This window comes from Streptomyces sp. SID4985 (genome assembly GCF_009863025.1).
In the GTDB taxonomy this organism is placed as follows: Bacteria; Actinomycetota; Actinomycetes; order Streptomycetales; family Streptomycetaceae; genus Streptomyces.
The window spans coordinates 1-11,512 of the sequence record NZ_WWIR01000570.1; the positions used below are offsets into that span (position 1 = coordinate 1).

General features: G+C 70.9%; 11 protein-coding genes and 1 tRNA gene. 9 read left to right on the plus strand and 3 right to left on the minus strand.

Going from position 1 to position 11,512, the window contains the following annotated elements; genetic code table 11:
* From GTW40_RS24470 to GTW40_RS24480, 3 genes are all read left to right on the plus strand, one after another.
* On the plus strand, nucleotides 1–848 hold an 848-nt coding region (locus tag GTW40_RS24470), incomplete at its 5' end, for an AIM24 family protein (protein ID WP_161182335.1).
* Nucleotides 849–859: 11 nt separating this feature from the next.
* Nucleotides 860–1,540, plus strand: coding sequence for an AIM24 family protein (locus tag GTW40_RS24475; protein WP_161182336.1), 681 nt, complete (start codon nucleotides 860–862; stop codon nucleotides 1,538–1,540).
* A gap of 17 nt (nucleotides 1,541–1,557) precedes the next feature.
* The gene (locus tag GTW40_RS24480; protein WP_161182337.1) at nucleotides 1,558–2,313 is read left to right on the plus strand and encodes an AIM24 family protein; all 756 of its coding nucleotides are present in this window, start codon (nucleotides 1,558–1,560) and stop codon (nucleotides 2,311–2,313) included.
* An 84-nt stretch (nucleotides 2,314–2,397) separates the two neighbouring features.
* Here the strand turns inward: GTW40_RS24480 and GTW40_RS24485 are convergent, their stop codons facing one another.
* Complete coding sequence (locus GTW40_RS24485) at nucleotides 2,398–2,919, minus strand: NUDIX hydrolase (protein WP_161182338.1); 522 nt, start codon at nucleotides 2,917–2,919, stop codon at nucleotides 2,398–2,400.
* Nucleotides 2,916–4,367, minus strand: coding sequence for a zinc-dependent metalloprotease (locus GTW40_RS24490; RefSeq protein ID WP_161182339.1), 1,452 nt, complete (start codon nucleotides 4,365–4,367; stop codon nucleotides 2,916–2,918). The genes GTW40_RS24485 and GTW40_RS24490 overlap by 4 nt, the downstream gene beginning before the upstream one ends.
* Nucleotides 4,368–4,558: 191 nt before the next feature.
* On the opposite strand from GTW40_RS24490, the gene GTW40_RS24495 reads away from it, so the two are divergent.
* From GTW40_RS24495 to GTW40_RS24505, 4 genes are all read left to right on the plus strand, one after another.
* On the plus strand, nucleotides 4,559–5,671 hold the full coding sequence (locus tag GTW40_RS24495) for an SDR family oxidoreductase (RefSeq protein WP_161182340.1): 1,113 nt from the start codon (nucleotides 4,559–4,561) through the stop codon (nucleotides 5,669–5,671).
* A gap of 96 nt (nucleotides 5,672–5,767) precedes the next feature.
* A complete protein-coding gene (locus GTW40_RS24500; RefSeq protein ID WP_161182341.1) occupies nucleotides 5,768–6,229 on the plus strand; it encodes a molybdenum cofactor biosynthesis protein MoaE in 462 nt (153 codons plus the stop codon).
* 150 nt (nucleotides 6,230–6,379) lie between these two features.
* A complete protein-coding gene (locus GTW40_RS32795; RefSeq protein WP_018544394.1) occupies nucleotides 6,380–6,553 on the plus strand; it encodes a hypothetical protein in 174 nt (57 codons plus the stop codon).
* A gap of 50 nt (nucleotides 6,554–6,603) precedes the next feature.
* On the plus strand, nucleotides 6,604–7,701 hold the full coding sequence (locus GTW40_RS24505; RefSeq protein ID WP_161182342.1) for a PDZ domain-containing protein: 1,098 nt from the start codon (nucleotides 6,604–6,606) through the stop codon (nucleotides 7,699–7,701).
* Between the two features lie 60 nt (nucleotides 7,702–7,761).
* Here GTW40_RS24505 and GTW40_RS24510 read toward each other — a convergent pair whose 3' ends face one another.
* Entirely contained in the window at nucleotides 7,762–8,304 is a 543-nt protein-coding gene (locus tag GTW40_RS24510; protein WP_202486371.1) for a PPA1309 family protein, read from the minus strand.
* Nucleotides 8,305–8,467: 163 nt separating this feature from the next.
* Here GTW40_RS24510 and GTW40_RS24515 point away from each other — a divergent pair, with 163 nt between their 5' ends.
* Both GTW40_RS24515 and GTW40_RS24520 read left to right on the plus strand, forming a co-directional pair.
* A complete protein-coding gene (locus GTW40_RS24515) occupies nucleotides 8,468–11,392 on the plus strand; it encodes a UPF0182 family protein (RefSeq protein WP_202486374.1) in 2,925 nt (974 codons plus the stop codon).
* 41 nt (nucleotides 11,393–11,433) lie between these two features.
* Nucleotides 11,434–11,507 (plus strand) — tRNA-Met (locus GTW40_RS24520).
* Nucleotides 11,508–11,512 lie beyond the last annotated feature (5 nt).

Consider the following 11,512-nt stretch of genomic DNA (forward strand, 5'->3'; position numbering starts at 1 on the left):
CGGTCCCGCCGCCCGCCCCGGCCCCCGCGCCGTACGGCGCACCGCCGCCCGGCTACAGCACCCAGGGCGCGCCGGTCACCCCGGGCGCCCCGATGCCCCCGGGCTACGGCACCCCGCCCGGCCACGCGCAGGTCCCCGGCCAGCAGACCGCCCCGTACGGCGTGCCGCAGGGCGCCCCGCAGGGTGGCGCCGGGGTCGGCGCGGCGCTGCAGCTGTACAAGGAGGCGCCCACCGGGCAGCGCTGGACGCAGCAGAACAAGAAGCTGGTCCGCGTGGACCTGGGCGTCGCCGGTCAGCCGGTGCTGGCCCGTCAGGGCAGCATGGTGCTCTACCAGGGCAAGGTCGACTTCGCCTACAAGGGCGCCGGATTCGCCGGACGCATCGTCGGCAACGCCACCGGCCAGGAGATGCAGCTGATGCGCTGCACCGGCCAGGGACAGGTGTTCCTCGCCGACGACTCCACCCATCTCCACCCCATCGAGCTCCAGGGCGACGCGATCTGCGTCTCCGCCGAGAACGTCCTCGCCTTCGACGAGAGCCTCCAGTACGAGGTCCGCCGGATCGAGGGCCACGGCATCCCCGGCGGCGCACTGTTCACCATGCAGTTCCAGGGCACCGGCACGATCGTCGTCAAGACGCACGGCGTCCCGGTCGTGCTCCCGGTGACGCCGACGACCTTCGCCGACTGCCACGCGGTGGTCGCCTGGTCGGCGGGCGCGCAGGTGATCGTCTCCAGCCAGGTCCGGATGCGCCGCAACGCGTACGCGGGCGACACCGGCGAGAGCGTCAACCTCCAGTTCCGGGGCGCCCCCGGCAACTTCATCGTCGTCCAGCCGTACGAGGTCTGAGGGAGCCCGACATGTACCAGCCGCTCGCGGGCCACGCCCCCGCACCCGTCACCGCCCGCATGGAGAACCACGGCGGCCAGATGCTGAAGGTCGCCATGCAGACCGGCAACGACCTTCTCGCGCGCGCGGGTTCGATGATCTCCTACGAGGGGTTCATCCAGTACGAGCCCAACCCGCCCGCCGTCCGCCAGATCGCCCGCGACTGGATGACCGGCGAGGGCGCCCCGCTGATGAAGTGCTCCGGCGACGGACTGCTCTACCTCGCCGACTACGGCGCCGACGTGGTCGTCATCAACCTCGCCGGTGAGGGCATCTCCGTCAACGCCACCAATCTGCTCGCCTTCGACGCGCAGCTGACCTGGGGCGTCGAACGGGTCAAGGGCATGGCCAAGTTCGCCGGGCAGGGCCTGTGGAACACCACGATCTCCGGCCAGGGCTGGGTCGCGCTGACCTCGCGCGGCACGCCGATCGTCGTCGACTGCGGCGGCGGCGAGGACGAGACCTTCGTCGACCCGGACGCGCTCGTGGCCTGGTCCCCGAACCTCAAGGTGAAGGGCAAGCGCAGCTTCAAGGCCCAGTCGCTGATCGGCCGGGGCAGCGGCGAGGCCTACCAGCTGGCCTTCTCCGGCCAGGGCATCGTCGTCGTCCAGCCCAGCGAGGACAGCACCGACCGCCTCCGGTTCCGGGGCTGAGGGGGAGCAGACACACCATGCAGAGCCCGCTTTTCGCGCACAACGACCGCCAGACCCAGGACCGCTGGAGCCTGCAGAACCAGCAGATGCTCCGCGTCACCCTGGAGGGCCACGACGACCTCCTCGCCCGCAAGGGCTCCATGGTCGCCTACCAGGGTCTGGTCGAGTTCGACGCCGAGTACCGCACCCAGGGCCAGCGCCGCGCGCGTGCCCACACCGGCGAGGGCCTGGACCTGATGCGCTGTCACGGCCAGGGCACCGTCTACCTGGCCAACCTCGCCCAGCACGTGCACCTCCTGGACGTCGAGCAGGAGGGCCTGACGGTCGACAGCGCCTACGTCCTCGCCATGGACTCCTCGCTGCACCACGAGGTCATCGCCGTGGACAGCCTCTACGGCATCTCCGGCTCGGGGAAGTACCAGCTCAACATCACCGGACGCGGCAAGGTCGCCCTCATGACCTCCGGCCCGCCGCTCTTGATGCAGGTGACGCCCGACAAGTACGTCAACTGCGACGCGGACGCGATCGTCGCCTGGTCCACCTCGCTGCGGGTGCAGATGCAGGCTCAGACGCACTCCTCCGGGGTGTGGCGGCGGCGCGCCAGCACCGGTGAGGGATGGGAGCTGAGCTTCATGGGCTCCGGCTTCGCCCTGGTGCAGCCCAGTGAGCTGATGCCGCCGCAGCACGCGCGGATCGGCGGCGGGGTCGCCGCCCAGTTCGGCATGGGCCAGCAGGGCGCCCGCGGACAGAACCAGGGCAACGTCTGGGGCTGACCGCGCCCGGACGAAAGCCGACCGCGCCCGGACGAACGTAAGGGGCTCCCGTCACTGCGGGCGCCCCTTACACGTTCACAGCCGTCAGAGCCTGGTGCGGCTCGCCTCCAGCAGCCGCAGGACCGACTCGTCGGCCACGTCCGCCACCTCGTCGTACGCGAACCAGCGCAGGTCCAGCGACTCGTCGCTGATCGCGTGCTCGGCACCGCGCGGGGCGAGGACGGCGTACTGCACGTCGTAGTGCCAGTGGCAGGGGGCCGGGATCGGATGCCGGTCCAGGCGGACCGGGCCGCCGGGCAGCAGGGTCAGACCCGTGATCCCGGACTCCTCGGTGGCCTCGCGCAGCGCCGCCTCCGCCAGCGTCGCGTCGCCCGGCTCGCAGTGGCCGCCCATCTGGAGCCACATCCGCAGCTTCCTGTGCAGCGTGAGCAGCACCCGGTCGTGCTCGGGGTCGATCACCAGCGCGCTGGCCGTGACGTGACCGGCGTGGCAGGACTTCCACATGCCGTCCGGGTGGGCGGCCAGATGCTCAAGGTAGGCGTCGCGCAGCTCGCCCTGGTCCGCGTACTCCTTGAGCACGTGGACCGCGTCGTCGTACAGGCTCACTCGGTCTCGTCGCCCTTGCTCTCGCCGGTCTCGCCCTCGTCCTTCTTGAGGTCGGGCTTCTCCGCGCCCCCGCTCGCCGCCTCGCCGAGCATCTTGTCCAGCTCGGAGAAGTCCAGCTGCTCGCGGTGCACGAAGCCGTCCGGGTCGTCCAGGTCGGTGGCCGTCGGCAGCATGTCCGGGTGGTGCCACAGCGCGTCCCGGCCGTCCACCCCGCGCGCGTCCGTGAGCGAGGCCCACAGGCGCGAGGCGTCGCGCAGCCGGCGCGGCCGCAGCTCCAGGCCGATCAGCGTGGCGAAGGTCTGCTCGGCCGGACCACCGCTCGCGCGGCGGCGGCGCAGCGTCTCGCGCAGCGCGTCGGCGGACGACAGACGCGGCTTCGCGGCCGCGTGGACCACCGCGTCCACCCAGCCCTCGACCAGCGCGAGCGCCGTCTCCAGACGGGCCAGGGCGGCCTTCTGCGCGGGCGTGTCCTCGGGCTGGAACATGCCCTGCTGCAGCGCGTCCTGCAGCTGCTCGGGGTTCTGCGGGTCGAACTGGCCGACCACGTCCTCCAGCTTGGCGGTGTCGACCTTGATCCCGCGCGCGTACCCGTCGACCGCGCCGAACAGGTGCGAGCGCAGCCACGGCACGTGCGCGAACAGACGCTGGTGGGCCGCCTCGCGCAGGGCCAGGTACAGCCGCACCTCCTCCTTGGAGACGCCGAGGTCCTTGCCGAACGTCTCCATGTTGACCGGGAGCAGCGCGGCCTGGCCCACCGGGCCGAGCGGCAGGCCGATGTCGGTCGAGCCGACGACCTCGCCCGCGAGCACACCGACGGCCTGGCCGATCTGGGTGCCGAACATGGCGCCGCCCATGGAGCGCATCATGCCGATCAGCGGGCCCGCCATGGCCTGCATCTCCTCCGGCAGGACGTCGCCCATGGCCGCGCCGACACGCTCGGCGACCGGGTCGACCAGCTCCTTCCAGGCCGGGAGGGTGGCCTCGACCCACTCCGCGCGCGACCAGGCCACGGCCGTGTTCGCGCCGGAGGGCAGCGAGGTCGCGTCGTCCAGCCACAGATCGGCCAGGCGCACGGCCTCCTGCACGGCGGTGCGCTCGGAGGGGCCGACGCTCGCGTCCTTGACGCCGTCGGGGGTGCCCTGGGCGACCGTCTGGCGGGCGATCTGCTTGGCCATGTCCCAGTTCACCGGGCCGCCCTCGTACGAGAGCATCTGACCCAGCTGCTGGAAGGCCGCGCCCAGGTCGGTGGGGTTCAGGGAACCGAACATCGCGGCGAGCGGATTGTCGGCGCCGGGGCCGCCAAAGCCACCGGCTCCCGGCAGGCCGCCGAAACCGAAGGGGTTGGCCGGTCCCTGCCCACCACCGCTCTGCTGGTCCTTCTTCTTGCCCTCGTCGCCGTCTTCCGGCTCCTCCGGCGGAAGGCCGAATCCGAATGGGGTGTCACTCACGGGGTTCCTCGGCTGGTAAGGCCACCGGTTTCCTCCGGCGGCGCGGCTGCCCGACTTCTCCACCCAGCGTAGACACCCGGACCGGATTGGGCCTCGGTGCTTCGCCCACGCAAGGGCTGCGGCAGGATGGATGCACCTGGTACGGGCGCGTCGTCCGCGCCCGTACTGAAGACAACCGCTGGAGACGCCCGGTGAGTTCCCCAGATCCGCAGGTTCGCGCAGCGCGAAACCCGACATTTCCGTCCCCCGTGCGCGGCCCCGTCGTCGCGGTCACCGGTGCGGCCGGCGGGGTCGGCGCGCTGCTCACGGAGCGGCTCGCCGCGAGCGAGGAGGTCCGGCAGGTCGTCGCCATCGACGAGCGGCGCGGGGAGTGCGCGGACGCGGTGTGGCACATCCTCGACGTGCGCGACCCGGCCATCGCCGACAAGCTGCGCGGCGTCGACGTGGTCGTGCACCTCGCGCTCGACCTGGACCTCGGCAGCGATCCGGCCGCCCGCACCGCCTACAACGTCCGGGGGACCCAGACCGTGCTGACGGCCGCCGCCGCGGCCGGTGTCCGCCGGGTGGTGCTGTGCACGTCGGCCATGGTCTACGGCGCGCTCCCGGACAACGAGCTGCCGCTGTCGGAGGACGCCGAGCTGCGCGCGACGGCCGAGGCCACCGGGGTCGCGGACCTGCTGGAGATCGAGCGGCTGGCCCGGCGCGCGCCCCGGGCGCACCCCGGCCTCAACGTGACCGTGGTCCGGCCCGCCGTCCTGGTGGGCGGCACCGACACCGCGCTCACCCGCTACTTCGAGTCGCCCCGGCTGCTGGTCGTGGCCGGGTCGCGGCCCGCGTGGCAGTTCTGCCACGTCGAGGACCTGTGCACGGCCCTGGAGTACGCCGTCCTGGAGAAGGTGGAGGGGGAACTCGCCGTCGGCTGCGACGGCTGGCTGGAGCAGGAGGAGGTCGAGGAGCTGAGCGGCATCCGGCGCATGGAGCTGCCCTCGGCCGTCGCGCTCGGCGCCGCCGCCCGGCTGCACCGGATCGGCCTCACCCCGTCCCCGGCGGGCGACCTGGCGTACACGATGTACCCCTGGGTGGTCAGCGGCAGCCGACTGCACGCGGCCGGGTGGCGGCCGCGCTGGACCAACGAGGAGGTCCTGGCGGAGCTGCTCGAGGAGGTCGCCGGGCGGCACACGGTCGCCGGACGGCGCCTGGGCCGCAAGGACGCGACGGCGGCGGGCGCCGCGGGCGCGACGGTCGCGCTGCTCGGCGCGGCGGCGGTGGTCCGCCGGGCCCGCAGGGCGCGCCGCATCCTCTGACGGCGCTTTCTTCGTAACCCTCTCCCCGGCATGGCCTGCTCCCCTCGGCCGAGCTTCGCGTTCCCGCATGTCCGGGGCGTGCGGCACCATGGAGACATGGCACCCACGAACGATCACCCCGGCGAGCAGGCCGCTGAGAACCCCGTCAAGCTGATCGGCATCCGGGACACCCCGCTCTCGCTCGACGAGGTGTACGCGGCCGTCGGCGACCCGGCCGCCGGTGGCATCTCGCTCTTCGTGGGCACGGTGCGCAATCACGACCAGGGCGCCGACGTGGACGCCCTCGGCTACTCCTGCCACCCCAGCGCCGAGGACGAGATGCGGCGCATCGCCGAGAAGGTCGCCGCCGAGTACCCGGTGCGCGCGCTCGCCGTCCTCCACCGGGTGGGCGACCTGGGCGTCGGGGACCTCGCGATCGTCGCCGCCGTGTCGTGCCCCCACCGCGCCGAGGCGTTCGAGGCGTGCCGCAGGCTCGTCGACGACGTCAAGCACCAGGTGCCCATCTGGAAGCACCAGCGGTTCTCCGACGGCACCGAGGAATGGGTCGGCGCCTGCTGATCACCGTCGGGCACCGGCTGATCATCGTCACATTGGGCCGACCGGGTCCTCCGCTTGCGTAACCGGTGCCCTGGCGTGAGCGTTATGAGTGCGAGCGGTTAATCTGCTGATCACTCAGTTCGCGGACGCTCATGGGGTTGGGAGGTCGGCATGGCGGCGCTCGCCTGGTTGCTGATTCCGGTTGTCGCTGCTGTCGTGGCGAGCCTGTGGGGAAGCTGGGCCAACCGGACCCGCAGGGCCCGCAGCGACGGCCCGGAGCTGGACGGATACGCCCGCTTCCGCGAGGCCATGGAGAAGTCCCGTACGGGTGCCCGCGGCGCGTGACAAGGGTGCCCTGACGGTGTGCTGACAGGCCCGTCCCGTACTGTCGTGCCATGCCACGCCGCACCGCGACGATGCTCGCCTCCACCCTGATGCTGATCGCGCTCCTGTGCGCGGGGGTGCTCATCCCCGTGCCGTACGCGGAGATGTCTCCGGGGCCGACCGTGAACACGCTCGGGGAGCACGACGGCGAGCCGGTCCTCCAGATCGCGGGGCACAAGACCTATCCGACGGACGGCCATCTGAACATGACCACCGTCCGGGTCACCAGCGCCGACTTCCGCATGAACCTGGTGCAGGCGGTCTACGGCTGGCTGGCGCACGACAGCAAGATCGTGCCGCACGACACGCTCTACCCGGACGGCAAGACCGAGGAACAGTCCACCCAGGAGAACGCCGAGGAGTTCAGCCAGTCCCAGGAGAGCGCCAAGGTCGCCGCCCTGGAGGAGCTGAAGGTCCCGGTGAAGTCCTGGGTGATCGTCTCCACCGTGATCAAGGACTCCCCGGCCGAGGGCAGGTTGCACGCGGGTGACGTGATCAAGGCCGTGGACGGCACCGCGGTCAAGCAGCCCTCCGACGTGGCCAAGCTGGTGACGCGGCACAAGCCCGGCCAGAAGGTCGTCTTCACGGTCGTCCCGGCCAAGGAGCAGGCCGCCGCCGAGAAGGCGCACAAGGACGCGACCAAGACCCAGGACGTCACGATCACGACGGGCACGTCCGAGGACACCGGCACCAAGCGGGCCATCGTCGGCATCTCCGCCGGGACCGACCACACCTTCCCGTTCACCGTCGACATCAAGCTCGCGGACGTCGGCGGCCCCAGCGCCGGTCTGATGTTCGCGCTCGGCATCTACGACAAGCTCACCCCGGGCAGCCTCACCGGCGGCAAGTTCGTCGCGGGCACCGGCACCATCGACGACTCCGGCGCGGTCGGGCCGATCGGCGGCATCGAGATGAAGACCGTCGGCGCGCGCGACAAGGGCGCCCAGTACTTCCTGACGCCCGCCGACAACTGCGCGGCCGCCGCCCAGGACACCCCGAGCGGCCTCACCCTCGTCAAGGTCAAGACCATCCACGACGCCCTCGGCGCCCTGAAGGACATCCGCACCGGCGACACGGCCGCGCTGCCGAAGTGCACGACGAAGGGCTGACCGGGCGCTGACCCGCCGGAGGGCACCCGTAGCGGGCGCCCTCCCCGGAGCGGCGCGGACTCAGTCCTCGAACGTCGCCGCCAGCGCCTCCGCCAGTCCCGGCACCAGGTCGGGGCCGGTCAGCACCTCGGTCGGCGAGTCCTTCTCGCGCAGCCGGATCGCGGAGTCGCGCCCGCCGCCGCGCAGGACCGCGACCGTCATGCGGACCTCCTGGCGCTCGGGGTGGGAGGCCACCCACTTGGCCAGCTTGGCGCCGCTCAGGCCCTGCGGGACCTGGTTCTCGGCGGACGGCGGCAGCATCTGGCGCTCGACCGTGAGCGCGCAGCCGGTCACCGCGTCGGGCCAGGCGATGGTGGCGAGGAACTCGTCGAGCGGCCGGTCGGCGGGCACCTCTTCCTGTTCGATGGGCGTGAGCCCCGTCTCGCCCGTGTCCTCGGCCAGGCCGAGCTGGGCCGCGAGCGCGGGTTCCCGGGTCCGCAGCCGTGCGGTGTCGACAAGGGCGAAGAGGCGGGCGGGCTGGTCCCAGCCGAGGCCGGAGGCGTACTCGTCGATCTCGAGTACGGCCCGGGTGAGCGGGTTCGCCGCCATGGGAGTGTTGGACATGGTCACAATCCTGCCTCGTTCCCGGCCGGAATCGGGAACCGAGCAAACCGTGAGTAAGTTGCATAGGTGGGGGCCCGCGATCACGGGGGGCCGCCGAGGGCCCGCGAACACGAGGGTCTGACGGATCGACAGCGACTTCGAGGTAAGCACCTTGGCTTTCCAGATGCCGGACCGGGGCGGAGGCCCGACGGGACCGCGGACGAGGGGGGACCGCCCGTCCCGGCGCGTGAGGACCCTGCTCGTGACGCTGGGCGTCCTGGCGGCCCTCGGCATGGCCTTCACCATGTTCGCGGGCTTCTGGACGGACTGGCAGTGGTACCGCTCGGTGCACTACTCGTCGGTCTTCACCACCACCCTGTGGACCAAGACCGGGCTCTTCTTCGTCTTCGGTCTGCTGATGGCCCTGGCGGTGGGCTTCAACATCTGGCTCGCGCACCGGCTGCGCCCCCCGCTCAGCGCCATGTCCATGGAGCAGCAGAGCCTGGACCGGTACCGGATGGGTATCGCGCCGTACAAGACCTGGCTGCTGCTCGCCGTCACCGCGCTCGTCGGCCTGGTCGCCGGCGCCTCGGCGGCCGGCCAGTGGCGGACCTGGCTGATGTGGGTCAACGGCGTGCCCTTCCACCAGAGCGACCCGCAGTTCCACCTCGACGTCTCGTTCTACGCGTTCGATCTGCCCTGGTACCGCTTCCTGCTGGCCTTCGGCTTCGCCACGACGGTCCTCTCCCTGATCGCCGCCGCGCTCACCCACTACCTGTACGGCGGGCTGCGCGTCACGAGCCCGGGTGCGCGCGCCTCGGCCGCCGCGACCGGCCATCTGTCCGTGCTCCTCGGCGTGTTCGTGGCGCTGAAGGCGGTCGCCTACTGGCTCGACCGGTACGGCCTCGCGGTGAAGTCCAGCGGCTTCAAGGCGACGGACAACTGGACCGGTCTGCGCTTCGTGGACGCCAACGCCTATCTCCCGGCCAAGACGATCCTGTTCTGCATCGCCGTCATCTGCGCGCTGCTGTTCTTCGCCACCCTGTGGCGGCGCACCTGGCAGCTGCCCGTCATCGGCTTCGGCCTCATGGTGCTCTCCGCCATCCTGATCGGCGGCGTCTACCCGGCCATCGTGCAGAAGTTCCAGGTCCAGCCCAACGAGCAGGCCAAGGAAGCGCCGTACGTCCAGAAGAACCTCACGGCGACCCGCCAGGCGTACGGCATCGACCACACCGACGTCAGCGGGTACCCGGGCAAGTCCGCGACCTCCGACAAGACCATGCTGCGCGACCAGGTCGGCGCCACGGCCAGCATCCGCATCATGGACCCGAACGTGGTCTCGCCCACCTTCCAGCAGAGCCAGCAGATCTGGGACTACTACGGCTTCCCGAAGAACCTGGACGTCGACCGGTACAGCACCAAGGACGGCAAGGACCAGGACACGGTCATCGGCCTGCGCGAGCTGGACCTGACCGGCATCCCGAAGCACAACTGGATCAACGACCACTTCCGCTACACCCACGGCTACGGCGCGGTCGCCGCCAAGGGCACCGAGGCCGACGACAAGGGCCGCCCGGTCTTCATCGAGAAGAACCTGCCCTCCACGGGCGAACTCGGCGAGTACCAGCAGGAGATCTACTACGGCGAGAAGACCACCACGTACTCCATCGTGGGCGGTCCGCAGAAGGAGATCGACTACTCCGACTCCCAGGGCGACAAGGACACCAGCTACCGCGGCAAGAGCGGTGTCGCGCTCGACAACCCGCTCAACCGGGCCGCGTACGCGGTGGCGTTCAACGAGCCGCAGATCTTTTACTCCGGGGCGATCGGCAAGGGCTCGCGCATCCTGTACAACCGCACGCCCAAGGACCGCGTCGAGGCCGTCGCCCCCTGGCTGACCATCGACGGCGACGCCTACCCGGCCGTGGTCAACCACCGCATCCAGTGGATCGTGGACGCCTACACGACCTCCAACGGCTTCCCCTACGCCTCGCGCACCACCCTCGGGGACACCACGGCCGACTCGCTGACCGCCACCAACAACTCCCGTGCGGTGGTGGCCCAGCAGAACCAGGTCAACTACATCCGCAACTCGGTCAAGGCGACGGTCGACGCCTACACCGGCGAGGTCAAGCTCTACCAGTGGGACACCGAGGACCCGGTGCTCAAGACCTGGATGAAGGCGTTCCCGCACACGGTGAAGCCCCGCGCGGAGATCTCGGGCGACCTGATGGCCCATCTGCGCTACCCGCAGGACCTGTTCAAGGTCCAGCGCGAGCTGCTGAGCCGCTACCACGTGACGGACGCGAAGACCTTCCTCAGCGGCAACGAGGTCTGGCAGGTCCCGGACGACCCGACCAACGACTCGCGCAGCGCGGTCCCGCCGTACTACCTGAGCATGAAGATGCCCGACCAGAAGGAACAGGCCTTCTCGCTGACGACCACCTTCACACCCAAGGGCCGGGACAACCTCAGCGCGTTCATGGCCGTGGACTCCGACCCGCGCTCGGACGACTACGGCCGGATCAGAATCCTGAAGCTGCCCACGAGCACCACCGTGGACGGCCCGGAACAGGTGCAGAGCCAGTTCAACTCCGAGCCGGAGATCGCCGAGACGATCGCCCTGCTCAGCAAGGGACACTCCCAGGTCGAGTACGGCAATCTGCTCACCGTCCCGCTCGACGGCGGCCTGCTCTACGCGGAGCCGGTGTACGTGCGCGGCGGCAAGCTGAAGTACCCGCTGCTGCGCAAGGTGCTCGTCACCTACGAGGGCAGGACCGCCTTCGAGGACACCCTGGACCAGGCGCTGGACAAGGTGTTCGGGGTGAAGGGCACCACCGAACCGCCGGGGAGCGGCACCACCGAGCCGCCGAAATCGGAGAACCCGACGGTCCGGCAGGCCCTCGACGACGCCCAGAAGGCGTTCGACGCCGGGCAGAAGGCGCTCAAGGACGGCCCCGACTGGGACGCGTACGCCAAGGCGCAGAAGGACCTCCAGGAGGCGCTGCGCAAGGCGGAGGAGGCCCAGTCGAAGCCCGCCGAGTCCGCGAAGCCGACCAAGCCGGCCGAGCCCTCCAAGCCCGCCGAGTCCGCCAAGCCGGCGGCGTGACCGACCCCGCCCCGCGTCGTGATACGGTTGGCACACAACGACGCGGGGTGGAGCAGCTCGGTAGCTCGCTGGGCTCATAACCCAGAGGTCGCAGGTTCAAATCCTGTCCCCGCTACTGAA

Excerpts from the sequence above, each read along its gene's own strand:
- GTW40_RS24505 (WP_161182342.1), top strand. The coding sequence starts at position 6,604 with ATGCCACGCCGCACCGCGACGATGCTCGCCTCCACCCTGATGCTGATC.
- GTW40_RS32795 (WP_018544394.1), top strand. The coding sequence starts at position 6,380 with ATGGCGGCGCTCGCCTGGTTGCTGATTCCGGTTGTCGCTGCTGTCGTG.
- GTW40_RS24515 (WP_202486374.1), top strand. The coding sequence starts at position 8,468 with ATGCCGGACCGGGGCGGAGGCCCGACGGGACCGCGGACGAGGGGGGAC.
- GTW40_RS24480 (WP_161182337.1), top strand. The coding sequence starts at position 1,558 with ATGCAGAGCCCGCTTTTCGCGCACAACGACCGCCAGACCCAGGACCGC.
- GTW40_RS24500 (WP_161182341.1), top strand. The coding sequence starts at position 5,768 with ATGGCACCCACGAACGATCACCCCGGCGAGCAGGCCGCTGAGAACCCC.
- GTW40_RS24475 (WP_161182336.1), top strand. The coding sequence starts at position 860 with ATGTACCAGCCGCTCGCGGGCCACGCCCCCGCACCCGTCACCGCCCGC.
- GTW40_RS24510 (WP_202486371.1), bottom strand. The coding sequence starts at position 8,304 with ATGTCCAACACTCCCATGGCGGCGAACCCGCTCACCCGGGCCGTACTC.